Here is a 24,745-nt window from a genome sequence, read left to right as displayed (position 1 = left end):
GAGGCGGCGTGAGCGACCTCGCCGACCGGGCCCACGACGGCTCGATCCCGCTGGCCGAACGGCTGCGCCCGAAGACGCTCGCCGAAGTGATCGGCCAGCCGAAGCTGCTCGGCGACGGCAAGCCGTTGCGCGCGGCCTTCGAGTCCGGCCGGCCGCACTCGATGATCCTGTGGGGGCCGCCCGGCACCGGCAAGACCACGCTCGCGCGGCTGATGGCCGATGCGTTCGACGCGCAGTTCATCGCGATCTCCGCGGTGCTCGGCGGCGTGAAGGAGATCCGCGAGGCGGTCGAGCAGGCACGCGTTGCGCAGGGCATGGGTCGGCGCACGATCGTCTTCGTCGACGAGGTGCATCGCTTCAACAAGGCACAGCAGGACGCCTTCCTGCCCCACGTCGAGTCGGGCCTGTTCACCTTCATCGGCGCGACCACCGAGAACCCGGCCTTCGAAGTGAATTCGGCGCTGCTGTCGCGCGCGACGGTGCACGTGCTCGAACCGCTGGGCGATGCCGAGTTGGCCGAGCTGATCGAACGCGGCCGCGCGCTGCTCGCCGCGCCGTCGCTCGACGCCGCGGCACGCACCCGGCTGATCGCCTACGCCGACGGCGACGCGCGCCGGCTGCTCAACACCTACGAGAACGTCGCCGCGGTCGCGACGGGCGCGGGCCGCGACGCGATCGACGAGCCCTTCCTCGAACAGACGCTCGGCGAGCAGCTGCGCCGCTACGACAAGGGCGGCGACCAGTTCTACGACGCGATCAGCGCGCTGCACAAGAGCGTGCGCGGCTCCGATCCGGACGCCTCGCTGTACTGGTTCGTGCGCATGCTCGACGGCGGCGTCGATCCGCGCTATGTCGCGCGCCGCCTCGTGCGCATGGCGAGCGAGGACATCGGCCTGGCCGACCCGCGCGCGCTGCGCCTCGCGCTCGACGCGGCCGAGACCTACGAGCGCCTCGGCTCGCCCGAAGGCGAGCTCGCGCTGGCCGAGGCGGTGGTCTACCTCGCGGTCGCGCCCAAGAGCAACGCGGTCTACCGCGCCTACAACGCGGTGCGCGCCTTCGTCGCGAAGGACACCAGCCGGCCGGTGCCGCTGCACCTGCGCAACGCGCCCACCCGCCTCGCCAAGCAGCTCGATCACGGCAAGGGCTACCGCTACGCGCACGACGAGGCCGGCGGCTTCGCGGCGGGCGAGCGCTACCTGCCCGACGGCGTCGACGAAGTGTTCTACCGGCCGGTCGAGCGCGGCATGGAAATCAAGATCGCCGAGAAGCTCGAAGCGCTGCGGCGCGAAAACGCCGAGCGCCCTGCTGTGCGCAAGCCGGGTTGACCCGCAGCTTGGTGCTTTGCCGCGCTGTCTAGACTGCCGCCCACCGAGCCCGCTGCTGGCGGGCTTTTTGCTAACGCCTTTCAGCCAAGGATGCGCGGCCGTCCTTCGGAAGGCTTGTCAACCACGATCAAGAACCCGCGACATCGGCTTGCCGGTGCGTCGCTCGGGCAGGAGCTTCGGCCGATGGACATCTTTCTTCAGCAAGTCATCAACGGCCTCGTGCTGGGCAGCATGTACGCGCTGGTGGCGCTGGGCTACACGATGGTCTACGGGATCATCAACCTGATCAACTTCGCGCACGGCGAAGTGCTGATGGTGGGGGCGCTGACGAGCTGGAGCGTGATCCGCGTGCTGGGCGACGCGGGCCTGCCGGGCTGGGCGCTGCTGCTGATCGGCCTGGCCTGTGCGGTGCTGGTGTGCTGCGTCCTCAATTTCGTCATCGAGAAGCTCGCCTACCGCCCGCTGCGCAATGCGCCGCGCCTGGCGCCGCTGATCACCGCGATGGGCATGAGCCTCCTGCTGCAGACCATCGCGATGATCATCTGGCAGCCGACGATCAAGAGCTATCCGATCCTGCTGCCCACCGAGCCGCACGCCATTGGCGGCGCGGTCATCACCAACGTGCAGCTGCTGATCCTGGGCGTGACCGTCGCCACGCTGGCCGCGCTGATGTACCTGGTCAACAAGACCAAGCTGGGCCGCGCGATGCGCGCCACCGCCGAGAACCCGCGCGTGGCTTCGCTGATGGGCGTCAAGCCCGACACCGTCATCTCCGCCACCTTCATCATCGGCGCGGCGCTCGCCGCGCTGGCCGGGGTGATGTGGGCCGCCAACTACGGCTCGGCCTCGCACACGATGGGTTTCCTCCCGGGCCTGAAGGCCTTCACCGCGGCCGTCTTCGGCGGCATCGGCAACCTGGCCGGCGCGATGGTCGGCGGCGTGCTGCTCGGCCTGATCGAAGCGCTCGGCGCCGGCTACATCGGCGCCCTGACGGGCGGCGTGCTCGGCAGCCACTACCAGGACATCTTCGCCTTCGTCGTGCTCATCCTCGTGCTCACGCTGCGCCCCCAGGGTCTGCTCGGCGAGCGCGTGGCCGACCGCGCCTGAGAGGGCCACGCCGCCATGAACGCCTCGTCCTCCCGCCATGCCGCCACGAGCGGCCCCAAGCTGCTCGCCTTCGTGCTGTGCGCGATCGGCCTGCTCGTGCTGCCGCTGGTCGCCCAGCAGTTCGGCAACGCCTGGGTGCGCATCCTCGACACCGCCTTGCTCTACGTGCTGCTCGCGCTCGGGCTGAACATCGTCGTCGGCTACGCCGGCCTGCTCGACCTGGGCTACGTCGCCTTCTATGCGGTGGGCGCCTACCTGTTCGCGCTGCTCGCCTCGACGCACCTGCCCGAGGCCTTCCCGGCCATCGCCCAGGCCTTCCCCGAGGGGCTGCACATCAGCCTGTGGCTGGCCATTCCGCTGGCCGCGCTGGTGGCCGCGCTGGCCGGCGTGGTGCTCGGCGCCCCGACGCTCAAGCTGCGTGGCGACTACCTCGCGATCGTCACGCTCGGCTTCGGCGAAATCATCCGCGTCTTCCTCAACAACCTCGACGCGCCCTACAACATCACCAACGGCCCCAAGGGCCTGGCGCAGATCGACTCCGCGACGCTCTTCGGCTTCGAGTTCGCCAAACGCCACGAGCTGTTCGGACTCAAGATCAACAACGTCACCAACTACTACTACCTGTTCCTAGCGCTGGTGGTGGTGAGCGTGCTGATCTGCTACCGCCTCGAGCGCAGCCGCATCGGGCGGGCCTGGATGGCGATCCGCGAAGACGAGATCGCCGCGAAGGCGATGGGCATCAACACCCGCAACATGAAGCTGCTCGCCTTCGGCATGGGCGCGAGCTTCGGCGGCGTCTCTGGCGTGCTGTTCGCGAGCTTCCAGGGCTTCGTCTCGCCCGAGTCGTTCTCGCTGCAGGAGTCGGTGATGATCGTCGCGATGGTGGTGCTCGGCGGCATCGGCCACATCCCGGGCGTCATCGTCGGCGCGGTGCTGCTGGCGGCCTTGCCCGAGGTGCTGCGCTACGTCGCCGGCCCCTTGCAGCAGATGACCGACGGCCGCCTCGATGCGTCGATCCTGCGGCAATTGATGATCGCGCTGGCGATGATCCTCGTGATGCTCTCGCGCCCGCGCGGGCTGTGGCCCGCGCCCGAGCACGGCAAGTCGGCGCAGCCGAAGCTCACCGACGCCGAGGCGACCGCCGCCCGGCCGCAGGCGATCAACCCCTGAAGAGGCGCGCGATGAACCACCCCGAGCGCACCGTCCTGCGCGTGGCCAACGTCTCCAAGCGCTTCGGCGGCCTGCAGGCGCTGAGCGACGTCGGCATCACCATCGAACGCGGCCAGGTCTACGGCCTGATCGGCCCCAACGGCGCGGGCAAGACCACCTTCTTCAACGTCATCACCGGCCTGTACACGCCCGACGGCGGCGTCTTCGAGTTGGAAGGCAAGCCCTACAAGCCGAGCGCCGTCCACGAGGTCGCGAAGGCCGGCATCGCGCGCACCTTCCAGAACATCCGCCTGTTCGCCGACATGACCGCGCTGGAGAACGTCATGGTCGGCCGGCACATCCGCACCACCAGCGGCCTGGTCGGCGCCGTGCTGCGCACGCCCCGCTTCAAGCGCGAGGAGGCGGAGATCGCCGAGCGTGCGCGGCAGCTGCTCGACTACGTCGGCATCGGCAAGTACGCCGACTTCAAGGCCCGCACGCTGAGCTACGGCGACCAGCGCCGCCTCGAGATCGCCCGCGCGCTCGCCACGGAGCCGAAGCTGATCGCGCTCGACGAGCCGGCCGCCGGCATGAACGCCACCGAGAAGGTCGTGCTGCGCGAGCTGATCGACCGCATCAGAAACGACGGCCGCACCATCCTGCTGATCGAGCACGACGTGAAGCTGGTGATGGGCCTGTGCGACCGCGTCACCGTGCTCGACTACGGCAAGCCGATCGCCGAAGGCGCGCCCGCGGATGTCCAGAGAAACGAGAAGGTCATTGAGGCCTACCTCGGAGCCGCCCACGTCGCCCATTGATCGCGCACCGACCTCATGACCGACACCCTCCTCAAAGTCAGCGGCCTGAAGGTCGCCTACGGCGGCATCCAGGCCGTCAAGGGCGCGAGCCTCGAAGTGCATCAGGGCGAGCTCGTCAGCCTCATCGGTGCGAACGGTGCCGGCAAGACCACCACCCTGAAGGCCATCACCGGGCTGCAGCCGCCCGGCGCCGGCGAGATCGAGTTCATGGGCCGCAGCATCAAGGGCCAGGGCCCGTGGGACCTGGTGCGCCAGGGGCTGGTGATGGTGCCCGAGGGCCGCGGCACCTTCACCCGCATGACGATCACCGAGAACCTGCAGATGGGCGCGTTCTGCCGCGACGACAAGGAGGTCGAGGCGGACATCGACAAGGTCTTCGCGATCTTCCCGCGTCTGAAGGAACGAAGGGCCCAGCTGGCCGGCACGATGAGCGGCGGCGAGCAGCAGATGCTGGCGATGGGGCGCGCGCTGATGGCCAAGCCCAAGGTGCTGCTGCTCGACGAGCCCAGCATGGGGCTCAGCCCGATCATGGTCGACAAGATCTTCGAGGTGGTCAACGACATCCACCGGCAGGGCACGACGATCTTGCTGGTCGAGCAGAACGCGAGCCGCGCGCTCGCGCTTGCCAACCGTGGCTACGTGATGGAGTCCGGCGAGGTCACGATGAGCGGCGAGGCGAAGGCGCTGCTCAACGACCCGAAGGTGCGCGCGGCCTACCTCGGGGAATAGCCTTCCTCGAAGGCGAGCCTCACCCCACCGCCCGCCGGTAGTCGCTCGGCGCGACGCCGAGCCGGCCGCGGAACACGCGGCTGAAGTGCGCCATGTTCGTGAAGCCGAAGGCGAGCGCGATGTCGGTGATCGAGCGCTGCGCGTTCGCGCGGTCTTCGAAGGCGGCGCGGCAGGCGAGCAGGCGCTGGCGCAGGATGTAGCCGGCGACGCCGTCGGGCTCCTCGCTGAAGGCGTTGTAGAGCTGGCGCCGGCTGCAGCCGAGCGCCAGCGCGAGCGCATCGACGCTCAGGCGCGCATCGCCCAGGTGCTGCTGCACGTGGCGCTTGATGCGTTCGCGCAGCGCCTCGCGCTGCGTCAGCGCGGTGCCCTCGCCGGCGAGGTCGAGCAGCGCCAGATGCACGAACTGCGTGATCGCGTCGCCGACGCCGCGCGCCGCGGTGTCGCTCATGCCGGGCAGTTCGCGCCAGGCCGAGCGCATGGTCTCCAGCGCGAGCCGCGCGACGCCGCCCGAGCCGCCGAGCCGGCGCGCCATCAGCGGGTCGAGCGCGAGGCCGCGGTCGGCCAGGCGCTGCTTCGGGATCATCACGATGAGGTGCTCGACGCGCGGCGTCGGGTTCGCGACCGCGTAGCTGTCGGTGGTGTCGTAGATGCTCCACTGGTCGGGCGTCACCCAGGTCTCGCGGCCCTGCTGGCCGACGCCGGCACAGCCCGCATACGGCGCGACGATCTTCAGGTAGGGCAGGCGCTCGCCGTGCGTCAGCGAGGCGCTGCGCCTCACGCGGTGGCGGTTCGCCTCCAGCCTCGACAGCACCACGTCGCCGGCATGCAGCGTCGCGACGCGGCCGTCGAAGCCGGTGTCGCCGTAGGTGTCGGACTTCAGGCCTTGGAACAGCCGCTCCATCCATTCGGCCCAGGCGCGCACGCGCTCGCGCGCGGGCACGGCCTCGGTGGTGACGATGCGGGCAGGCGCGGTCATCGCGGTGTGGCAGAGGTTCCTCGGCGCGGGTCCTCGGCGCGGCCCGCCGCCGAAGCGTAGCGCCCAGTCACCGTGCGGCCCGGCGGCTGCGGGTAAGTCCGAGGCTGCCGTGCACGCTTCGGCAAGTCGCGTGCATGGCTGGCGAAGCGCGCGGCGCGGCGGCTTTCGAGAATCCGCGGACCCGGCCGGCCCGAGCCGAGGAGGAGACGCCGATGAGCCGCACCCGCACCGTCCCCGCCCCCCTGCCTGCCGGCGTGCGCCGGCGCAGCATCGTCCAGGCCGCCGCCGCTTCGCTGGCGTTGCCCACCGCGCTGCGCGCGCAGACGACGCCGGTGCGCATCGGCTACACGATCGCGCGCACCGGGCCGTGGACCACCGGCGCGCAGGTGAGCCAGGAGCCGAACTACCTGCTGTGGGCCGAGCAGCAGAACGCCGCGGGCGGCCTGAACGTCAAGGGCAGCCGGCGCCCGATCGAGCTGGTGAGCAGCGACGATCGCAGCGACATCGAGACCTGCGTGCGCTCCTACGAGAAGCTGATGGGCTCGGACAAGGTCGATCTGGTGCTGCCGCCCTGGGGCAGCAACGCGAACTTCGCGGTCGCGCCGCTCGCCAACCGCTTCGGCTATCCCTTCCTCGCGCCGACGGCGCTGAGCCGCCGGCTCGTCGAGATGAAGCTGCCGTATTTCTTCCTCATGCTGCAGCAACCCAAGCCGATGATGGACGCGCTGGTCGCGATGCTGAAGGCCAGCGGCGCGACGACGCTCGCCACCATCTACGTCGACGACCTGTTCGGCCTGGAGAACTACGCGGCGCTGAAGGTTGCGGCACAGGGCGCGGGCCTGCGCATCGTCGAGGACAAGAGCTACCCCGGCGGCGTGAAGGACCTGTCGCCGGTCCTGCGCTCGATCAAGGACAAGAACCCCGACGCCTTCGTCTCGCTGAGCTACCCGCCGGACACCATCCTCGCGAGCCGGCAGGCCAAGGAGATCGGCTTCAACCCGCGCTTCTTCTATGCGAGCGTCGGCACCGCGTTCCAGCTCTACCGCAACGTGATGGCCGCGGGCGCCGAAGGCGTGCTCGGCATGGGCTCGTGGAACGGCAAGACGAGCCCCGGCGCCAAGGCCTACTACGACGCGCACGTCGCGAAGTTCGGCGCCCAGAAGGAGCCCGACCGTTGGGCCAGCGGCGCGACCTGGGCTTCGCTGGAGATCCTGAGCGCCGCGGTCGCGAAGGCGGGGCTCGACCGCAAGGCGATCCGCGATTACGTGGCCGGCAACGAGCACGCGACCATCCTCGGCAAGATCCGCTTCGCCGGCAGCGAGAACGTCGGCACGCCGGGCACGGTGAGCCAGTGGCAGAAGGGCGAGTTCGAGGTGGTGTGGCCGAAGTCGAACGCGACCGCGCCGCTGGTCGCGCCGAAGCCGGCATGGACCTGACGTTGTCGGCATGAGCCTGCACGCCTGGCTCGAGCTGATCGCCTCGGGCCTCATCACCGGCGGCATCTACGCGCTCGTCGCGCTCGGGCTGAACCTGCAGTACGGGCTGATGCGCGTGCTCAACATCGCGCACGGCGAGTTCCTGATGCTCGGCGCCTTCGCGACCTGGGCCGCGCACGTCGGCTGGGGCGTCTCGCCGCTGCTGATGATCCCGGGGAGCTTCGCGCTGCTGTTCGCGGTCGGCCTCGTCGTGCATCGGCTGTGCATCCGGCCCCTGACGCGAAGCTCGGCGAACGTGGAGATCTTCGAGGCCCGCGGCCTGATGGCCAGCTTCGGTCTGATGTTCCTGGTGCAGAACTTCGCGCAGAGCGTCTGGGGCGGCGACCTGCGCGGCTACGACTACCTGGCCGAGCCGGTCTCGATCGGCGGCGCCGGCTTCGCGGCCAACAAGCTGCTGCTGTTCGTGCTGGCGCTCGCGGCGAGCGCGGCGCTGATCGCGCTGCTGCGCACCACGTTGCTGGGCAAGGGCGTGCGCGGCCTGATGCAGTCGCCCACCGGCGCGAAGCTGGTCGGCATCGACACCGAACGGCTGCATCCGCTGATGTTCGGCATCGGGCTCGGCCTGTCGGGCGTCGCCGGCTGCCTGCTGTCGATGAGCTACACGATCTCGCCGTCGATGGGCGGGCCCTACACGGTCACCGCGCTGATCGTCATCACGCTCGGCGGCTTCGGCAGCATGGGCGGCGCGCTCGCCGGCGGGCTCGGGCTCGGCGTGATCGAGGCGATCGGCATGCACTACACCAGCCCGTCGCTGAAGTCGCTGCTGTCGTACGCGGTGTTCATCGCGGTGCTGCTGTGGAAGCCGAACGGCCTGTTCAACCCGCGATGAGGCGAGCTCGGTGAAGCGCGACCTGCTGATCCTCTTCGCCCTCGTCGGCTGGGCGCTGGCGCTGCCGGCCTGGGGCAGCGCGTTCGCGGTCTCGCTCGGCTTGAGCTGTCTGATGTACGCGGCGCTCGCGACGAGCTGGAACCTCTTCTGCGGCCCGACGCGCTACGTCTCGCTCGCCACCGCCGCGTTCTTCGGGCTCGGCGCCTATGCGAGCGCGCTGACGCTCGACCAGCTCGCATGGCCGCTGGTGATCGCGCTGGGCGCGGCGGTCGCGGCGCTCGTCGCCGCGGTGATGGGCTTGCTGGTGCTGCACCTGCGCGGCACCTACTTCGCGGTGCTGACCTTCGGCATGACCGAGCTGATCGCGCACGCCGTCACCACCTGGGAAAAGCAGGTCACCGGCACCGTCGGCCGCGTGCTCGCGACGGTGCCCGAGCCGAACACCGTCTACCTGACCGTGCTGGTCCTTGCGGCCGGCTCGGTGCTCGCGGCGATCGCGGTGCGCGCGAGCCGCTTCGGGCTCGCGCTGGCCGGCATCGGCGCAGACGAACAGCGCGCGCAGACGCTGGGCGTCGACACCCGGCTCGTGAAGACGGCCGGCTTCGCGCTCGGCGCGGCCTTCGCGGGCGCGGTGGGCGCGGCGATGAGCGTGCGCTGGACCTACATCGATCCGCACACCGTCTTCAACCCCTTCATCGGTTTCCAGACGGTGCTGATCGTGCTGATCGGCGGCGCCGGCACGCTGTGGGGCCCGCTGATCGCCGCGGTGGCGTTCAGCCTGCTGGCCGAGACGCTTCGGCTCTCGATGCCGCAGCTCTACATGATGACGCTCGGCCTGCTGCTGATCCTGTGCGTGCTCTACCTGCCGGGCGGGCTGGCCTCGCTGCGGCTGCCGCGCTTCGACACGGCATCGCTGCGCGCGCCGTGGAGCTTGCGCCGATGAACGGCCACCCGCTGCTCGAAGCGCGCGAGCTGACGGTTCGCTTCGGCGGGCTGGTCGCGGTGGATGCCGTCAGCGCGGCCTTCGCGCCCGGCGAACTCGTCGGGCTGATCGGCCCGAACGGGGCCGGCAAGACGACCTTCTTCAACGCGCTGTCGGGCGTCGTCGCGCCGACGGCCGGGCAGCTGCGCGCGCAGGGGCTCGATCTCACCGGCGCGCGGCCCGACCGCTTCGCGCGCGAAGGCATCGCGCGCAGCTTCCAGACGCCGCGGGTGTTCGGGTCGTTCAGCGTCGCCGCGAACGTCGGCTTCGGGCTGCGCTTCGCCGGCCGGCGCCGGGCCGCGCCGGCGCTGCTGGCCGACGAGGCGGCGATCCTGCGCTTCCTCGGCCTCGAGGCGCTGGCCTCGGCGCCGGCCGCGTCGGTCACGCCTTCGCAGCAGCGGCTGCTCGAGATCGGCATGGCGCTCGCGACGCGGCCGCGGCTGCTGCTGCTCGACGAGGTCGCCGCCGGCCTGACCGAAGGCGAGGTCGAGACGATGGCCCGGCTGATCCGCCGCCTGCGCGACGAGCTCGAGCTCGCGGTGATCTGGATCGAGCATGCGGTGACCACGCTGCTCGCGCACGTCGAGCGCGTGCTCGTGCTGCACCAGGGCCGCAAGATCGCCGACGGCACGCCCGCGCAGGTGGTGCGGCATGCGGAGGTGATCGAGGCCTACCTCGGCGAGGAGGTCGCCGCATGAGCCGCGCTCCGCAGGGCCGGCGAAGCCGGCAAAGAGGGGCCCCGCGTCGCGGGGATCGAAGCGAGCCCATGCGGCGGGGCTGCCGACAGCGCGGTCTTGCGATGTCGTCCGGCTTGTCGGAGGCAGCGGCATGAGCGGCGCCCGTCTGCAGATCGACGGCCTGAGCGCCGGCTACGGCGGCTTCGAGGTGCTGCGCGGCCTGACGCTCGAAGCGAAGCCGGGCCTCACCGTGATCCTCGGCCCCAACGGCGCCGGCAAGACGACGCTTCTGAAGGCGATCGCCGGGCTGATCCCGCGGCGCGGTGTCGTGAGGCTCGACGGTGCCGAGATCGCGCCCGGCACCGCGACCAGCGCGATCGTCGAGCGCGGCCTCGTGCTGGTGCCCGAAGGCCGGCAGCTGTTCGCGCAGATGAGCGTCGCCGAGAACCTCGAACTCGGCGGCTGGCTCGTGAGCGCGCCCGAGCGCGCACGGCGCATCGCGCAGGCGCTGCGCGACTTTCCCCGGCTCGCCGAACGCGCGAAGCAGCTCGCCGGCACGATGAGCGGTGGCGAGCAGCAGATGGTCGCCGTCGCGCGTGCACTGATCAGCGCACCGAAGCTGCTGATGCTCGACGAACCCTCGCTTGGCCTGGCGCCGAAGATGGTCGCCGAACTGCTCGCGATCGCCCGGCGCATCGCCGACGCCGGCACCACCGTGCTGATGGTCGAGCAGAACATGCGGCGTGCGCTCGCGGTGGCTGACCGCGGCTACGTGCTCGAACGGGGCCGGCTGGTCGCGAGCGGGCCGGCCGCGCTGCTCGCAAGGTCGTCGATCGTGAGGCAGGCTTACCTGGGCCAGGCCGCTTCGACGCCGGCGCCGTCTTCAACGCCTGCCTCTTCCTCGCCTTCGCCCTCGTCCTCGTCACCCTCGTCCCAGGAGCCCGCCATGTCCGACCTCTCCATGCTCATCAACGGCCTGGCCGTCACCGCGCAGCACGGCGCCGCCTTCGAGCGCCGCAATCCGCTCGACGGCAGCGTCGCCACCCGCGCACCCGCGGCCAGCGTGGCCGACGCGACGATGGCCGCCGACGCGGCCGCCGCGGCCTTCAAGACCTGGGGCCAGACGGGCCCCGGCGCGCGCCGCGCGCTTCTGCTGAAGGCGGCCGACGCGCTCGAAGCCAAGGCCGCGCAGTTCGCCGAGGCGATGGCCGCCGAGACCGGCGCATCGGCGCTGTGGGCCGGCTTCAACGTGCACCTCGCGGCCGACATGCTGCGCGAGGCCGCGGCGCTCACCACGCAGATCAGCGGCGAGGTGATCCCCTCGGACGTGCCGGGCTCGCTCGCGATGGGCCTGCGCCAGCCGGCCGGCGTGGTGCTCGGCATCGCGCCGTGGAACGCGCCGGTGATCCTCGGCGTGCGCGCGATCGCGACGCCGCTGGCCTGCGGCAACACGGTGATCCTCAAGGGCAGCGAAAACTGCCCGCGCACGCACCAGCTCATCATCGAATCGCTGCAGGACGCGGGCTTCCCGGCCGGTGTCGTCAACTACCTCACCAACGCGCCGGCCGATGCGGGCACGCTGGTCGAGGCGATCGTCGCGCACCCGGCGGTGCGCCGCGTCAACTTCACCGGCTCGACGCGCGTGGGCAAGCTCATCGCGCAGACCTGCGCGAAGCACCTGAAGCCGGCGGTGCTCGAACTCGGCGGCAAGGCACCGTTCATCGTGCTCGACGACGCGGACCTCGACGCCGCCGTCGCCGCCTGCGCCTTCGGCGCCTTCGCCAACAGCGGGCAGATCTGCATGAGCACCGAGCGCATCGTCGTCGATGCGAAGGTCGCCGACGACTTCGTCGCGAAGTTCGCGGCGAAGGCGAAGTCGTTGCCGCTCGGCGACCCGCGCAAGGGCCCGGTGGTGCTGGGCTCGGTGATCGGCATGGGCACCGTCGAGCACTGCAACGCGCTGATCGACGACGCGCTCGCGAAGGGCGCGAAGCTGGTCTGCGGCGGCAAGGCCGAGAACACGCTGATGCCGGCGACGCTGCTCGATCGGGTGACCGGCGCGATGCGGATCTACCACGAGGAGACCTTCGGGCCGGTGAAGGCGATCGTGCGGGTCGACGGCGTCGAGGCGGCGGTCGAATGCGCGAACGACAACGAGTTCGGCCTGTCGGCCGCGGTGTTCGGCCGCGACATCGCACGCGCCTTCGAAGTCGCCAAGCGCATCGACAGCGGCATCTGCCACGTCAACGGGCCGACGGTGCACGACGAGGCGCAGATGCCCTTCGGCGGCGTCAAGGGCTCGGGACTCGGGCGCTTCGGCGGCAAGGCCGGGGTGGCCGAATTCACCGAGCTGCGCTGGGTGACGGTGCAGACGACGGGGCGGCAGTACCCGTTCTGAGCGCGTCGGGCGTGCGCGCCGGTGGACTAGTGCTTGTCCGCCTCGCTGGTGAAGCTGTCCGCGTAGAACGCGTCGGCCGGCAAGCCGCACCGCTCGACGAGATCGCGCTGCGCCGCATCCACCATCACCGGCGCGCCGCAGGCGTAGACCTCGTGCCCGCTCAGGTCGGGCAGGTCCTCCATCACCGCCCGGTGCACGAAGCCCGTGCGGCCGAACCAGGCGTCTTCCGGCTTCGGCTCGCTCAGCACCGGCACGTAGCGCAGGTTCGGCATCGCGGCCGCGGCCTGCTCGGCCCAGTCGTGCATGTAGAGATCGGCCTTGCTGCGGCAGCCCCAGTACAGCACCGCGTCGCGCGCGATGGCCTTCTGGCGCATCAGCTCGACGATCGCCTTGATCGGCGCGAAGCCGGTGCCCGAGGCGAGCAGCACGATCGGCTTGTCGATCTCCTCGCGCAGGAAGAAGCTGCCGAACGGGCCCTCCATGCGCAGGATCTCCTTCTCCTTCATCGCGCCGAAGACGTGGTCGGTGAACTTGCCGCCGGGCATGTGGCGCAGGTGCAGCTCGACCGTGCCGCCGGCCGCGTCGCCGGGCGCGGTCGCCATCGAATAGCTGCGGCGCGCGCCGTCGCGCAGAAGGAATTCGAGGTACTGGCCGGCGCGGTACTTGAAGACGAGGTTGGCCGGCAGCTGCAAGGTCAGCACCGCGACGTCGGGCGCGGGACGGGCGATCGTCGCGACGCGGCAAGGCACCTTCTGCACCGGGTACTCGCCGGCGGTGGCGACGGTGCGGGCCTCGATCGTCAGGTCGGTCTGCGGTGTCGCGCAGCAGGTCAGCACGAAGCCGGCTTCCTCCTCGGCCGGACTCAGGGCCTTCAGCTGGTGCGCGCCGTGGATCACGCGGCCTTCGAGCAGGCGGCTCTTGCAGGAGCCGCAGGCGCCGTCACGGCAGCCGTAGGGCAGGCCGATGCCCTGGCGGATCGCGGCGGCGAGCACCGCTTCGTCGCGTGCCACGTCGAAGCTGCGGCCGGCGGGCTGCACCGTGACCTTGAAACTCATTGGCTATCCTCGACTGATGCGTGTTTCGACGACCTCGAATTGTGCCCGCCGGCCCTCGCGGCTCGCCGGCTCGAGGCCTTGGCTCGAAGCGCGCAGGGCGCCATGCTGAACCCGTCGCCCTCGCCGCCACGCGCCTTCCGCCGGGCGCGTCTGCTGATCGTCGGCTGCGGCGATGTGGGGCAGCGCGTGCTGCGCGAGCTCGGCGGTCGCTGGCGCGTCTGCGCGCTGACTTCCAAGCCGGCCCACGCGGCTGCGCTGCGCGCGCTCGGCGCCCGCCCGCTGCTCGGCAACCTCGACGCGCCGGGGTCGCTCGGGCGCCTGGCGGCGCTGGCAGGCCGCGTGCTTCATCTGGCACCGCCGCCCGCCCAGGGCGCCGGCGATCCGCGCACCGCCGCCTTGCTGCGCGCGCTGGCCCGCGGCGGCGTCGTGCGCCGCATCGTCTACGGCAGCACCAGCGGCGTCTACGGCGACGCGGCCGGCGCACGCTTCGACGAGACCCGCACGGTCGCGCCCGCGACCGACCGCGCGCGCCGCCGCGTCGATGCCGAGCGCCGCCTGCGATGGTTCGGCGCGGCCTTCGGCGCGAACGTGAGCCTGCTGCGCATCCCGGGCATCTACGCACCCGACCGCGAGGGCGGCGATCCGCGCGAGCGCGTCGTGCGGGGCACGCCGGTGCTCCGCCGCGAGGACGACGTGTTCACCAACCACATCCACGCCGACGATCTGGCGCGCGCCTGCATCGCGGCGCTGCTGCGCGCGAAGCCGCAGCGCGCGGTCCACGTCAGCGACGACGGCGACCTGCGCATGGGCGACCACTTCGATCTCGTCGCCGACCTGCACGGCCTGCCGCGCCCGCCGCGCATCGGCCGCGACGAAGCGCGCGAGCGGCTCGGGCCCATGGCGCTGAGCTTCCTGAGCGAATCGCGCCGCCTCGACAACCGGCGGCTGAAAACCGAGCTGCGGGTCGCGCTGCGCCATCCGACGGTGCGCGAAGGGCTGAAGCCGCGGGCTCGATGACGCCTCGAAAGGACAGAGCGATGACCGTCCACGTGATCGACCACCCGCTGCTCAAGCACAAGCTCACCTACCTGCGCATGCAGGAGACGACGACCGACAACTTCCGGCGCCTCGTGCGCGAGATCGCGGCGATGCTGGCCTACGAGGTGACCCGGGATCTGGCGACCGAGTCGATCGCGATCACGACGCCGGTCGCGACGACGCGCGCGCCGGTGATCGCCGGCAAGAAGCTGTGCCTCGTGTCGATCCTGCGCGCGGGCAACGGCATGCTCGACGGGATGATCGATCTGCTGCCCGGCGCACGGGTCGGCCACATCGGCCTCTACCGCGACCCCGCGACGCTGGAGCCGGTGGAGTACTACGTGAAGTTGCCCGAGGACATCGGCGAGCGGCTGGTGATCGTCGTCGATCCGATGCTCGCGACCGGCAACTCGGCGCTTGCCGCGCTGTCGCGCCTGAAGGGCGCCGGCGTCACCAGCATGAAGCTGGTGAACCTGCTCGCCGCGCCCGAGGGCCTGCGTGCGGTGCAGGCGGCGCATCCCGACGTGCCGATCACCGTGGCCGCGGTCGACGAGCGCCTGAACGAGCACGGCTACATCGTGCCGGGGCTGGGCGATGCCGGCGATCGGATCTTCGGCACGAAGTGAACGCAACGGCGGCCGTGCTGAGCGCACCGGCCGCCGCGCGGCGGCCTAGCGCCTGCCGAACGGCGGCTGCCCGCGCCAGTAGCGCAGCACCAGCCAGCCCCCGAGCATCCCGCCGAGGTGCGCGAAGTGCGCGACGCCGCCGGTCGGTTGCGCGAAGCCCAGGGCCAGCTCGATGGCCCCGAACACGATCACGAAGGTGCGCGCCTTCATCGGGATCGGCGGGAACAGCGGCATGATGGTCCGGTTCGGGAACAGCATCCCGAACGCGAGCAAGAGGCCGAACAGCCCGCCCGAGGCGCCGACGGTCGGGTAGGGCGACTGCAGCAGCGCCGCGATCAGCAGCTGCGTCAGCCCTGCCGCGAGCACGCTGGAGCCGTAGAACTGGACGAAGCGGCGCGGGCCCCAGAGCTGCTCGAGCTCGGCGCCGAACATCCACAGGCCCAGCATGTTGAAGAACAGGTGGCCGATGCCGCCGTGCAGGAAGGCGTAGGTCGCGATCTGCCACGGCATGAAGCGCTCGCCGATCGGCCACAGCGCGAACAGCTGCGTGAACCAGGGGCCGAACAGGATTTGATCGAGGCAGAACACCGCCACGTTGATCAGGATCAGGGCCTGGGTGATCGGTGGCAGTGAAGGCATGCTGCTCGTCGGGCGCGCTGAGCGACGCGCGTCGCGCGGCGGCGCTCGGCTTCGTCAGGTGGGTGGCTGGTGCCCCGGGTCGGACTCGAACCGACACTCCTTGCGGAACGGGATTTTGAGTCCCGCGCGTCTACCGATTTCACCACCGGGGCCGGTGTCTGAACGCCGCGGATTCTGCCATCCGGCCTCGCGCACGGCGGCGTGGCGAAGGCAAGGGCTTTGGGTCGCGCTGCCACAATCAAACGACCTTTCGACGCCCGAAGAACGCCATGCCACGCGCCGCGAAGCCTCGTTATCCGACCGTGGAAGACACCATCGGCAACACGCCGCTGGTGCGCTTGCAGCGCGTGCCCGGCGAGGACAACGAGCGCCGCGGCAACCTGATCCTCGGCAAGCTCGAAGGCAACAACCCGGCGGGCTCGGTGAAGGATCGGCCGGCGATCGGCATGATCCGCCGCGCCGAGGAACGCGGCGAGATCAAGCCCGGCGATGCGCTGATCGAGGCGACCTCCGGCAACACCGGCATCGCGCTCGCGATGGCTGCCGCGATCCGCGGCTACCGGATGCTGCTGGTGATGCCGGAGGATCTTTCGATCGAGCGTGCGCAGACGATGAAGGCCTTCGGCGCCGAGCTGATCCTCACGCCCAAGGCCGGCGGTATGGAGTACGCGCGCGACCTCGCCGAGCAGATGCAGCGCGAAGGCAAGGGCCGCGTGCTCGACCAGTTCGCGAACGCCGACAACCCGCGCATCCACGTCGAGACCACCGGGCCCGAGATCTGGCGCGACACGCAGGGGCAGATCACCCACTTCGTCAGTGCCATGGGCACGACCGGCACGATCACCGGCGTGTCCACCTTCCTCAAAGAGAAGAACCCGGCGATCCGCATCGTCGGCGCGCAGCCGAGCGAAGGCTCGCGCATCCCCGGCATCCGCAAGTGGCCCGAGGCCTACCTGCCGAAGATCTTCGAGCCGCAGCGCGTCGACGAGACGATCAACGTGAGCCAGGCCGACGCCGAGGACATGGCCCGCCGGCTCGCCCGCGAGGAAGGCCTGTTCGCCGGCATCTCGGCCGCGGGCGCGTGTTGGGCGGCACTGGAAGTGGCGCGCGAGGTCGAGAACGCGACGATCGTGTTCATCGTCTGCGACCGCGGCGACCGCTACCTCTCCACCGGCGTGTTCCCTGCCTGATCGCCGGAGCCGGCGTGAAGTACGAGTACCGCTACTGCACGCACTGCGCGACCCCGCTCGAGTGGATCGAGCTCGCGGAGGACGGCGGCCCGAAGCGCCGGCTGCGTTGCCCGGCCTGCGGCTGGACGCACTGGAACAACCCGACCCCGGTGCTTGCCGCGGTCATCGAATGCGAGGACCGCGACGGCAAGCTCTTCCTCGCGCGCAACGCGCTGTGGCCGGGCAAGTTCTTCGGGCTCGTCACCGGCTTCATGGAAGCGGGCGAGACGCCGGAGGAGGGGGTCGCGCGCGAGGTCCTCGAAGAGACCTCGCTCGACGTGGGCGCCGTCACGCCGATCGGCGTTTGGGACTTCCAGCGGCTGAATCAGTTGATCGTCGCCTACCACGTGAAGGCGCGCGGCGAAATCGTGCTGTCGCCCGAACTCGCCGAGTACCGCCTGTTCGCGCCGCAGGAGGTGCGCTGCTGGCCGGCCGGCACCGGCTATGCGCTCGCGCAGTGGCTGCGTGGGCGCGGCATCGAGCCGCGCTGGATGGAGCCGCTGAAACCCTCGGCCTAGAATTTCGCGGTCGTTCGCAGATGCCAGGAATCACGATGGAAGCGCACAAGGAACTGGACGCCCGGGGCCTCAACTGCCCGTTGCCGATCCTCAAGGCGAAGAAGGCGCTGGCGGAGCTGTCGAGCGGCCAGACGCTGAAGGTGCTGGCGACCGACCCGGGCTCGGTGCGCGACTTTCAGGCCTTCGCGCGTCAGACCGGCAACGAGCTGCTCGAGCAGCAGGCGAACGGCGACGAATTCACCCACTTCCTTCGCAGACGTTGACCACCCCGTTTCGGTTTCGCCGCTCCCCTCAAGGGGCGCCGCAGGCGGACCGGCGAAGCCGGATCCGCGGCGGCTGCGGCTAGACGACGGTCCGACTCATAGCGACAGCGAGCGCAAGTAGTCGCGGAAGCCCGCGCCGACCTGCGGGTGTGTCAAGGCCAGCTCCACGTTGGCCTGCAGGAAGCCTTCCTTGCTGCCGCAGTCGTAGCGCTTGCCTTCGTAGGTGTAGGCGAACACCTTCTGCCGGCGCAGCAGCCCTGCGATGCCGTCGGTGAGCTGGATCTCGCCGCCGACGCCGCGCGGCTGGTTGCGGATCTCGTTGAAAACGTCGGGCATCAGGATGTAGCGGCCGGCGACGCCCAGCCGCGACGGCGCGACTTCCGGCGCCGGCTTCTCGACGATGCGCGAGATGTCCATCATGCGGTCGCTCACCGGCGTGCCGGCGACGATGCCGTAGCGCCGCGTTTGCTCGGCCGGCACCTCCTGCACCGCGATGATCGACGCGCGCCAGTCGGCGAACTGGTCGACCATCTGCCGCAGGATCGGCGTCTCGCCGACCATCAGGTCGTCGGCCAGCAGGATCGCGAAAGGCTCGTTGCGCACCAGGCGCTCGGCGCACAGCACCGCGTGGCCCAGCCCCATCATCTTGGCCTGGCGCACGTAGACGCATTCCATGTCGTCGGGCTTGACCTGGTGCACCAGCGCGAGCAGGTCCGACTTGTTGGCCGCCTCCAGCTCCATCTCGAGCTCGTAGGCCATGTCGAAGTGGTCTTCGATCGGACGCTTGCTGCGGCCGGTGACGAAGATCATCTCGCGGATGCCGGCGTTGTAGGCCTCCTCGACCGCGTACTGGATCAGCGGCTTGTCCACCACCGGCAGCATCTCCTTCGGCTGCGCCTTGGTGGCCGGCAGGAAGCGGGTGCCGAGTCCGGCCACGGGGAAGATCGCCTTGTTGATCAGCATCGTGTTTGCACTCCGTCGAAGTTCGATTGATTCTGGCATCGCACCCATGTAGCCTCGCCGAGCCGTGGCCTGGGCATGCGTATCGGCGCGTGATTTCCACCGCGCCGCGAAGCTGAGCAAACGATGGACCTGCTGATCGTCGAGCCGATAGAAACCGAAGTCCTGCAGTGGCTCCAGGCGCGCTACCACGTGCTCCATGCGCCGGAGCTGGCCGCCCAGCCGCAGGCGCTGCGCGAGAACCTCGCGATCGCCCGCGCCGCGATCCTGCCGACGGCCCTGCGCGTCGATGCCGGGATGATCGACGCCGCACCGATGCTGCGCGCGATCGGCCGCATCGAGCCCGGCTTCGACAACGTCGATCTCGAAGCCTGCGCGCAGGCTTCGATCGAGGTGGTGCGCGGCTCGGCGGCCACCGCGCCGGCCGAAGCCGAGTTCATGATCGGCGCGCTGATCGCGCTGATGCGCCCGGGCTTCGACGGTGCCGAGGTCGGCGTCGGGCGCGAGCTGGCCTCGGCCACGGTCGGGCTGATCGGCCTGGCGCCCGCGGCGCGTTCTCTGTCGGCGATGCTGAGTGGCTTCGGCTCGCGCCTCGTCGGCTACGACCCGTCGGTGCATGCCAGCGACCTGCTCTGGGGCCGCTGGCGCATCGAGGCGATCAGCCTGCGCGAGCTGCTCGAAACCGCCGACGCCGTCTGCCTCCAGCTGCCCTACTACAGCCGCTACCAGGGCCTGCTCGGCGAACGCTACCTGCCGATGTGCAAGCCCGGACAGGTGGTGCTGGCCACCTCGCATTCGGCGCTGTTCGACGAAACGGCGCTGGCCGAGGCGCTGAAGAGCGGCCGGCTCGCCAGCGCCTGGCTCGACAGCGTCGAGCCCGGCCTGTTCGATCCGGGCCGGCCGCTGCACGGCGTGCCCAACCTGCACGCCAGTTCGCGGCTGGCCGGCTACACGCAGGAGTCGCGCGTGCGCAGCGTGTGGACCGTCGCGCAGCGGCTGCACGAGATCCTTCACGAGACCCCCGGCGCCACCTACCCGTTCGAGTCGACCGGCTCGAGCCCGCTGCACGGCCCCGTCTCGCAGCCGGCGCCGCTCGGCATGCTCGACGACGAACTGCGCGGCGGTGGCGCGAGCTACCGCGATTCGAGCCACGCGCCCCTCAGCGACGCGGTGCTCGACACGCTGCCGGCCGAACTCGAAGACGCCGACGCCGAGGCGCTGCTGCGCGCGCTCGAGGAAGCCTCGGCCGAAGGCGAAGCCGACCAGCCGGCCGCTACGAAGCCAGGCGGTCGCGCTGGCGCCTGAGGCGCTCGAGCGTCTCGCCGAAGTCGGCCAGCCGCTGGCGCTCCTGCGCCACCACCGCGGCCGGCGCACGCGCGACGAAGCTCTCGTTCGCGAGCTTGGCGTTCGCCTTCGCGATCTCGCCTTCGAGCCGCGTCACTTCCTTGCCGAGCCGTTCGCGTTCGGCCGCGACGTCGATCTCGACATGCAGTGCCAGCCGCGCCTCGCCCTGGATCACCACCGGCGCCGCCTCGGTCGCCTGCGCGAACGCGGCCTCGTCGTCGAACACGCGCACCTCGGCGAGCTTCGCCAGCGCCTGCAGCAAGGGTGCCGCCTGGCGCACGAAGCCGGCATCGCCGTGCGCCAGCAGCGGCACGCGCTCGGCCGGCGAGAGGTTCATCTCCGAGCGCAGGTTGCGGCAGGCGCCGACCGCGGCCTTCAGCTTCGCGATCCAGGCATCGGCTTTCGCATCGATGCGCTCGGGCTGCGCGACGGGGTAGGGCGCCTGCATGATCGACTTGCCGCCGCCCGCCACCGCACGCTGCGCGACCGGCGCGACCGCCTGCCACAGCTCTTCGGTGATGAAGGGCGCGATCGGGTGCAGCAGGCGCAGCACCGTCTCCAGCACGCGGATCAGCGTGCGGCGGGTCGCGCGCTTCGTCGCGTCGTCGCCCGTCTGGATCTGCACCTTGGCGATCTCGAGGTACCAGTCGCAGTACTCGTCCCAGACGAAGCTGTAGGCCGCGTTGGCGACGAGATCGAGCCGGTAGTCGGCGAAGCCCTGCGCGACCGCGGCCTCGGCGCGCTGCAGCTCGCCCATGATCCAGCGGTCGGCCTGCGAGAAGTGCAGGTAGCCGCACAGAACAGCGGCTTGACCGCTGTTGCCAGCGGTCGTGCACTCGTCGGCCGTGTGCTCCTTGAAGCCGCAGTCGTGGCCCTCGCAATGCATCAGCACGAAGCGCGTCGCGTTCCAGAGCTTGTTGCAGAAGTTGCGGTAGCCCTCGCAGCGCTTGGTGTCGAAGGCGATGTCGCGGCCCAGGCTCGCGTAGCTCGCCATCGTGAAGCGCAGCGCGTCGGCGCCGTAGGCCGGCATGCCCTGCGGGTACTCCTTGGTGAGGCGCGCCGCGATCTTCGGCGCGAGCTCGGGCTTGCGCAGGCCGACCGTGCTCTTCCTGATGAGCGTCGCGAGCTCGCAGCCCTGGATCAGATCGACCGGGTCGAGCACGTTGCCCTCGCTCTTGCTCATCTTCTGGCCCTGGGCGTCGCGCACCAGGCCGTGGATGTAGACATCGCGGAACGGCACCTTGCCGGTGAAGTGCAGCGTCATCATGATCATCCGGGCGACCCAGAAGAACAGGATGTCGAAGCCGGTCACCAGCACGCTCGACGGCAGGAAGAGCTTCTGCTCGATCGTCTCGCCGGGCCAGCCGACGGTGGAGAACGGGAACTGCGCGGCGGAGTACCAGGTGTCGAGCACGTCCTCGTCGCGCTTCAGTTCGCCGCGGTAGCCGGCGGCCTCGGCTTTCGCGCGCGCTTCGTCCTCGCTGCGGGCGACGAAGATCTCGCCCGCCTCGCCGTACCAGGCGGGGATCTGGTGGCCCCACCAGAGCTGGCGCGAGATGCACCAGTCCTGGATGTTCTTCATCCACTGGTTCCAGGTGTTGACCCACTGCGCCGGCACGAAGCGCACGTCGCCGCGCTCGACGGCTTTCACCGCGCGGCCCGCGATCGATTCCCCGTCGCGGCCGGGCCTGCTCATCGCCATGAACCACTGGTCGGTCAGCATCGGTTCGACGATCTGGCCGGTGCGCGCGCAGCGCGGCACGACGAGCCTGTGCTTCTTGGTCTCCACCAGCAGCCCGAGCGCGTCGAGATCGGCGACGACCTTCTTGCGTGCGACGAAGCGATCAAGCCCGCGGTAGGCCTCGGGCGCCCGGTCGTTCACCGTCGCATCCAGTGCCAGGATCCCGATCATCGGCAGCCCATGCCGTTGGCCGACCGCGTAGTCGTTCAGGTCGTGCGCCGGCGTCACCTTCACGACGCCGGTGCCGAAGGCGCGATCGACGTAGTCGTCGGCGATCACGGGGATCGTCCGATCGCACAGCGGCAGCGTCACCTGCTTGCCGACGAAGGCCGTGTAGCGCTCGTCCTCGGGATGCACCATCACCGCGGTGTCGCCGAGCATCGTCTCCGGCCGCGTGGTGGCCACCACCAACGAGCCGGATCCGTCGGCGAGCGGATAGCGGATGTGCCAGAGGAAGCCGTCTTCCTCCTCGCTTTCCACCTCGAGGTCGGAGACCGCCGAGCGCAGCACCGGGTCCCAGCTCACCAGCCGCTTGCCACGGTAGATCAGGCCTTCTTCGTACAGCCGAACGAAGCTCTCATTGACGACGGCCGACTGCGTCGCGTCCATCGTGAAGTACTCGCGCGACCAATCGACCGTGTCGCCGAGCCGGCGCATCTGGCCGGTGATCGTGTTGCCGCTGACCTCCTTCCACTCCCACACGCGCGCGACGAAGTTCTTGCGACCGATGTCGTGCCGGCTCTTGCCTTCGTCCTGCAGTTGGCGCTCGACGACGATCTGCGTCGCGATGCCGGCGTGGTCGGTGCCGGGCAGCCACAGCGTGTTGAAGCCGCGCATCCGATGCATGCGCGTCAGCGCGTCCATGATCGTGTGGTTGAAGCCGTGACCCATGTGCAGCGTGCCGGTCACGTTCGGCGGCGGCAGCTGGATCGAGAACGACGGCTTGTCCGCATCGAGCGTCGGCTCGGCCAGCCGGCGCTGCTCCCACCACGGCGCCCACTTCGCTTCGATCGGGCCGGGTTCGTAGGACTTGGCGAGTTCGGTCATGGCGGGCACGAAAAGGAGAACGGCGCCCCGCAAGGCGCCGTCCGGTGGGTGGGCGGCGATTTTAGGTTTCGGGGCCTGCGGCGCCGCTCGCCTCGCGCCGCTGGCGCGCCGCGCCGAGGAACTCGCGCAGGATCGGCCCGCCGTCGAGCTGCCCCGGCTGCAGCGCGCGCTGCGCCATGAACTCCGGGTGCCACTGCATCGCGAAGACGTGGCTCGGCCCCTGCCAGCGCACCGCTTCGATCATCCCGTCGGGCTCGGCCACCGCCTCGACCACCAGCTCGCGCCCCAGCTCCTTGATGCCCTGGTGGTGGATCGAGTTGATCTCCGCATGCGTGAAGCCCGGGTACAGCGCGGCGAGCCGGCTGCCCGGCGCGATGCGAACGCGGTGGAACTGGCTGTCGTAGCGCGCCGGATCGACGTGCGCGATCGCGCTCGGCAGCTGCGTCGCGATGTCCTGGTAGAGCGTGCCGCCGAAGGCGACGTTGATCAGCTGCATGCCGCGGCAGATGCCGAGCACCGGCTTGCCGGCGGTGATGAAGGCGTCGATCAGTTCCATCTCGTACTGGTCGCGCACCGGGTCGCCGGCCCAGGCCGGGTCGAGCGGCCGCTCGCCGTAGCAGGCGGGCGAGACGTCGGCGCCGCCTTGCAGCACCAGGCCGTCGAGCCGCTCGGCGTAGTCGCTCAGGCTCACGTCGATGCGGCGCAGCAGGCCTTCGCTCTCGACCGGCGGGATCATCAGCGCCAGCGCGCCGCCGCCGATCACCCAGTGCGCCGCCGACTGCTCGAGGTAGTGCAGTGTCTTCGTGAAGATCCCGCCGAGGTCCGCATGCGGCACGTTCGGGTGGTAGATGCGCGCCGACACGCCGATCAACAAAGCGTCCGCCATGGGCCGAAGGATAGCCAGCCGAGCGCCGTGCATTCGCCGCGGGTCTTGCATCGACGCGCTTCCTAGAATCCCGCGATGCAAGCCCGCCCCGACGGCCGTGATGCGCCGCAGTTCGATCACGAGCCCGTCGACGCGCGGCTCCTCGCTCACCTGAATCCCGAGCAACTGGCCGCGGTCACGCTGCCTGCGGGCCATGCGCTGATCCTTGCCGGCGCCGGCTCGGGCAAGACGCGCGTGCTCACCACGCGCATCGCCTGGCTGGTGCAGACCGGCCAGGTCTCGCCGGCCGGCGTGCTCGCGGTGACCTTCACCAACAAGGCCGCGAAGGAGATGCTGACGCGGCTTTCCACGCTGCTGCCGATCAACCCGCGCGGCATGTGGATCGGCACCTTCCACGGCCTGTGCAACCGCATGCTGCGCGCGCACGCGCGCGAGGCCGGCCTGCCGGCGGCGTTCCAGATCCTCGACTCGCAGGACCAGCTCGCGGCGATCAAGCGCCTGCTGAAGGGCATGAACGTCGACGAGGAGCGCTTCCCGCCGCGCGAAGTGCAGTACTTCATCAACGGCAACAAGGAAGAAGGCGTGCGCGGGCGCGACGTGCCGCCCGCCGACGACAACACGCGCCGTTTCGCCGAGCTCTACACCGCCTACGACGAGCAATGCCAGCGCGAAGGAGTGGTCGACTTTTCCGAGTTATTGCTGCGCTCGTACGAACTTCTGTCGAGGAATGAAATTCTGCGAGAGCACTACGGCCGGCGCTTCCGCCACATCCTGATCGACGAGTTCCAGGACACCAACCGCCTGCAGTACCGCTGGCTGAAGCTCCTGGGCCGCAACTCCTTCCTGTTCGCGGTGGGCGACGACGACCAGTCGATCTACCGCTTCCGCGGCGCCAATGTCGGCAACATGGCCG

Annotated in this window: 23 protein-coding genes, 1 tRNA gene and 1 pseudogene; 18 read left to right on the top strand and 7 right to left on the bottom strand. The window is 70.3% G+C overall.

Annotated elements, in window-relative coordinates:
* The first annotated feature begins 8 nt into the window (after positions 1-8).
* From VFR90_RS03450 to VFR90_RS03430, 5 genes are all read left to right on the top strand, one after another.
* A complete protein-coding gene (locus VFR90_RS03450) occupies positions 9-1,325 on the top strand; it encodes a replication-associated recombination protein A (RefSeq protein WP_326404609.1) in 1,317 nt (438 codons plus the stop codon).
* Between the two features lie 183 nt (positions 1,326-1,508).
* A complete protein-coding gene (locus VFR90_RS03445; RefSeq protein WP_326404607.1) occupies positions 1,509-2,432 on the top strand; it encodes a branched-chain amino acid ABC transporter permease in 924 nt (307 codons plus the stop codon).
* 15 nt (positions 2,433-2,447) lie between these two features.
* On the top strand, positions 2,448-3,602 hold the full coding sequence (locus tag VFR90_RS03440; protein WP_326404606.1) for an ABC transporter permease subunit: 1,155 nt from the start codon (positions 2,448-2,450) through the stop codon (positions 3,600-3,602).
* A gap of 11 nt (positions 3,603-3,613) precedes the next feature.
* On the top strand, positions 3,614-4,399 hold the full coding sequence (locus VFR90_RS03435; RefSeq protein ID WP_326404605.1) for an ABC transporter ATP-binding protein: 786 nt from the start codon (positions 3,614-3,616) through the stop codon (positions 4,397-4,399).
* 15 nt (positions 4,400-4,414) lie between these two features.
* Entirely contained in the window at positions 4,415-5,128 is a 714-nt protein-coding gene (locus VFR90_RS03430; protein WP_326404604.1) for an ABC transporter ATP-binding protein, read from the top strand.
* 19 nt (positions 5,129-5,147) lie between these two features.
* On the opposite strand, the gene VFR90_RS03425 is transcribed toward VFR90_RS03430, so the two are convergent.
* Positions 5,148-6,104 carry an AraC-like ligand-binding domain-containing protein gene (locus VFR90_RS03425; protein ID WP_326404602.1) on the bottom strand — a complete coding sequence of 319 codons (957 nt, stop codon included), beginning with the start codon at positions 6,102-6,104 and terminating at the stop codon, positions 5,148-5,150.
* Between the two features lie 212 nt (positions 6,105-6,316).
* On the opposite strand from VFR90_RS03425, the gene VFR90_RS03420 reads away from it, so the two are divergent.
* The 6 genes and pseudogenes from VFR90_RS03420 (at position 6,317) to VFR90_RS03395 (ending at position 12,486) form a co-directional block, all read left to right on the top strand.
* Positions 6,317-7,540 (top strand): amino acid ABC transporter substrate-binding protein, encoded by a 1,224-nt coding sequence (locus tag VFR90_RS03420; RefSeq protein ID WP_326404601.1) that lies wholly within the window; start codon positions 6,317-6,319, stop codon positions 7,538-7,540.
* A gap of 10 nt (positions 7,541-7,550) precedes the next feature.
* The gene (locus VFR90_RS03415) at positions 7,551-8,429 is read left to right on the top strand and encodes a branched-chain amino acid ABC transporter permease (protein WP_326404600.1); all 879 of its coding nucleotides are present in this window, start codon (positions 7,551-7,553) and stop codon (positions 8,427-8,429) included.
* A gap of 10 nt (positions 8,430-8,439) precedes the next feature.
* Positions 8,440-9,372, top strand: a complete 933-nt coding sequence (locus VFR90_RS03410) for a branched-chain amino acid ABC transporter permease (protein ID WP_326404598.1) — start codon at positions 8,440-8,442, stop codon at positions 9,370-9,372.
* A complete protein-coding gene (locus tag VFR90_RS03405; protein ID WP_326404597.1) occupies positions 9,369-10,109 on the top strand; it encodes an ABC transporter ATP-binding protein in 741 nt (246 codons plus the stop codon). The genes VFR90_RS03410 and VFR90_RS03405 overlap by 4 nt, the downstream gene beginning before the upstream one ends.
* A 130-nt stretch (positions 10,110-10,239) precedes the next feature.
* Positions 10,240-10,719, top strand: a pseudogene (locus tag VFR90_RS03400) (ABC transporter ATP-binding protein); the annotation flags it as partial.
* A 315-nt stretch (positions 10,720-11,034) separates the two neighbouring features.
* The gene (locus tag VFR90_RS03395; RefSeq protein ID WP_326404695.1) at positions 11,035-12,486 is read left to right on the top strand and encodes an aldehyde dehydrogenase; all 1,452 of its coding nucleotides are present in this window, start codon (positions 11,035-11,037) and stop codon (positions 12,484-12,486) included.
* A gap of 26 nt (positions 12,487-12,512) precedes the next feature.
* Here the strand turns inward: VFR90_RS03395 and VFR90_RS03390 are convergent, their stop codons facing one another.
* Positions 12,513-13,541 (bottom strand): CDP-6-deoxy-delta-3,4-glucoseen reductase, encoded by a 1,029-nt coding sequence (locus tag VFR90_RS03390; protein ID WP_326404596.1) that lies wholly within the window; start codon positions 13,539-13,541, stop codon positions 12,513-12,515.
* 102 nt (positions 13,542-13,643) lie between these two features.
* Between VFR90_RS03390 and VFR90_RS03385 the strand changes: the two genes are divergently transcribed.
* Entirely contained in the window at positions 13,644-14,558 is a 915-nt protein-coding gene (locus tag VFR90_RS03385) for an NAD-dependent epimerase/dehydratase family protein (RefSeq protein WP_326404595.1), read from the top strand.
* 20 nt (positions 14,559-14,578) lie between these two features.
* Positions 14,579-15,205, top strand: a complete 627-nt coding sequence (gene upp / locus VFR90_RS03380; RefSeq protein ID WP_326404594.1) for a uracil phosphoribosyltransferase — start codon at positions 14,579-14,581, stop codon at positions 15,203-15,205.
* Between the two features lie 45 nt (positions 15,206-15,250).
* On the opposite strand, the gene VFR90_RS03375 is transcribed toward upp, so the two are convergent.
* Positions 15,251-15,844 (bottom strand): rhomboid family intramembrane serine protease, encoded by a 594-nt coding sequence (locus VFR90_RS03375; RefSeq protein WP_326404593.1) that lies wholly within the window; start codon positions 15,842-15,844, stop codon positions 15,251-15,253.
* A gap of 67 nt (positions 15,845-15,911) precedes the next feature.
* Positions 15,912-15,996, bottom strand: a tRNA-Leu gene (locus tag VFR90_RS03370).
* A gap of 117 nt (positions 15,997-16,113) precedes the next feature.
* Here VFR90_RS03370 and cysM point away from each other — a divergent pair.
* Genes cysM through VFR90_RS03355 form a run of 3 tightly spaced genes read left to right on the top strand, consistent with a single transcriptional unit; the run spans position 16,114 to position 17,854 of the window.
* Entirely contained in the window at positions 16,114-17,034 is a 921-nt protein-coding gene (cysM, locus tag VFR90_RS03365) for a cysteine synthase CysM (protein ID WP_326404592.1), read from the top strand.
* Between the two features lie 14 nt (positions 17,035-17,048).
* On the top strand, positions 17,049-17,591 hold the full coding sequence (locus tag VFR90_RS03360) for an NUDIX domain-containing protein (protein ID WP_326404591.1): 543 nt from the start codon (positions 17,049-17,051) through the stop codon (positions 17,589-17,591).
* Between the two features lie 35 nt (positions 17,592-17,626).
* Positions 17,627-17,854, top strand: coding sequence for a sulfurtransferase TusA family protein (locus VFR90_RS03355; RefSeq protein WP_326404590.1), 228 nt, complete (start codon positions 17,627-17,629; stop codon positions 17,852-17,854).
* A 96-nt stretch (positions 17,855-17,950) separates the two neighbouring features.
* Here VFR90_RS03355 and galU read toward each other — a convergent pair whose 3' ends face one another.
* Complete coding sequence (galU, locus tag VFR90_RS03350; RefSeq protein WP_326404589.1) at positions 17,951-18,817, bottom strand: UTP--glucose-1-phosphate uridylyltransferase GalU; 867 nt, start codon at positions 18,815-18,817, stop codon at positions 17,951-17,953.
* 123 nt (positions 18,818-18,940) lie between these two features.
* On the opposite strand from galU, the gene VFR90_RS03345 reads away from it, so the two are divergent.
* Positions 18,941-20,119, top strand: a complete 1,179-nt coding sequence (locus tag VFR90_RS03345; RefSeq protein ID WP_326404587.1) for an NAD(P)-dependent oxidoreductase — start codon at positions 18,941-18,943, stop codon at positions 20,117-20,119.
* Here the strand turns inward: VFR90_RS03345 and VFR90_RS03340 are convergent.
* Both VFR90_RS03340 and VFR90_RS03335 read right to left on the bottom strand, forming a co-directional pair.
* Entirely contained in the window at positions 20,088-22,946 is a 2,859-nt protein-coding gene (locus VFR90_RS03340) for a valine--tRNA ligase (RefSeq protein ID WP_326404586.1), read from the bottom strand. The two genes, VFR90_RS03345 and VFR90_RS03340, sit on opposite strands and share 32 nt — an antisense overlap.
* A 61-nt stretch (positions 22,947-23,007) precedes the next feature.
* Positions 23,008-23,832: a gamma-glutamyl-gamma-aminobutyrate hydrolase family protein gene (locus VFR90_RS03335; protein ID WP_326404585.1), complete on the bottom strand. Its 825-nt coding sequence runs from the start codon at positions 23,830-23,832 to the stop codon at positions 23,008-23,010.
* A 75-nt stretch (positions 23,833-23,907) separates the two neighbouring features.
* On the opposite strand from VFR90_RS03335, the gene VFR90_RS03330 reads away from it, so the two are divergent.
* Positions 23,908-24,745: UvrD-helicase domain-containing protein (locus VFR90_RS03330; protein ID WP_326404584.1), on the top strand; the 838-nt coding region annotated here is incomplete at its 3' end.

The organism is Methylibium sp., from assembly GCF_035762065.1.
In the GTDB taxonomy this organism is placed as follows: Bacteria; Pseudomonadota; Gammaproteobacteria; order Burkholderiales; family Burkholderiaceae_C; genus Methylibium.
The sequence above is the reverse complement of the archived record's forward strand: the minus strand, read 5'-3'. Positions and strand labels throughout refer to the sequence as shown.

Coding starts and splice junctions, on each gene's coding strand:
- VFR90_RS03390 (WP_326404596.1), bottom strand. CDS start 13,541: ATGAGTTTCAAGGTCACGGTGCAGCCCGCCGGCCGCAGCTTCGACGTG.
- VFR90_RS03335 (WP_326404585.1), bottom strand. CDS start 23,832: ATGGCGGACGCTTTGTTGATCGGCGTGTCGGCGCGCATCTACCACCCG.
- VFR90_RS03395 (WP_326404695.1), top strand. CDS start 11,035: ATGTCCGACCTCTCCATGCTCATCAACGGCCTGGCCGTCACCGCGCAG.
- VFR90_RS03375 (WP_326404593.1), bottom strand. CDS start 15,844: ATGCCTTCACTGCCACCGATCACCCAGGCCCTGATCCTGATCAACGTG.
- cysM (WP_326404592.1), top strand. CDS start 16,114: ATGCCACGCGCCGCGAAGCCTCGTTATCCGACCGTGGAAGACACCATC.
- VFR90_RS03445 (WP_326404607.1), top strand. CDS start 1,509: ATGGACATCTTTCTTCAGCAAGTCATCAACGGCCTCGTGCTGGGCAGC.
- VFR90_RS03345 (WP_326404587.1), top strand. CDS start 18,941: ATGGACCTGCTGATCGTCGAGCCGATAGAAACCGAAGTCCTGCAGTGG.
- VFR90_RS03405 (WP_326404597.1), top strand. CDS start 9,369: ATGAACGGCCACCCGCTGCTCGAAGCGCGCGAGCTGACGGTTCGCTTC.
- upp (WP_326404594.1), top strand. CDS start 14,579: ATGACCGTCCACGTGATCGACCACCCGCTGCTCAAGCACAAGCTCACC.
- VFR90_RS03435 (WP_326404605.1), top strand. CDS start 3,614: ATGAACCACCCCGAGCGCACCGTCCTGCGCGTGGCCAACGTCTCCAAG.
- VFR90_RS03355 (WP_326404590.1), top strand. CDS start 17,627: ATGGAAGCGCACAAGGAACTGGACGCCCGGGGCCTCAACTGCCCGTTG.
- VFR90_RS03340 (WP_326404586.1), bottom strand. CDS start 22,946: ATGACCGAACTCGCCAAGTCCTACGAACCCGGCCCGATCGAAGCGAAG.
- VFR90_RS03420 (WP_326404601.1), top strand. CDS start 6,317: ATGAGCCGCACCCGCACCGTCCCCGCCCCCCTGCCTGCCGGCGTGCGC.
- VFR90_RS03440 (WP_326404606.1), top strand. CDS start 2,448: ATGAACGCCTCGTCCTCCCGCCATGCCGCCACGAGCGGCCCCAAGCTG.
- VFR90_RS03385 (WP_326404595.1), top strand. CDS start 13,644: ATGCTGAACCCGTCGCCCTCGCCGCCACGCGCCTTCCGCCGGGCGCGT.
- VFR90_RS03430 (WP_326404604.1), top strand. CDS start 4,415: ATGACCGACACCCTCCTCAAAGTCAGCGGCCTGAAGGTCGCCTACGGC.
- VFR90_RS03425 (WP_326404602.1), bottom strand. CDS start 6,104: ATGACCGCGCCTGCCCGCATCGTCACCACCGAGGCCGTGCCCGCGCGC.
- galU (WP_326404589.1), bottom strand. CDS start 18,817: ATGCTGATCAACAAGGCGATCTTCCCCGTGGCCGGACTCGGCACCCGC.
- VFR90_RS03415 (WP_326404600.1), top strand. CDS start 7,551: ATGAGCCTGCACGCCTGGCTCGAGCTGATCGCCTCGGGCCTCATCACC.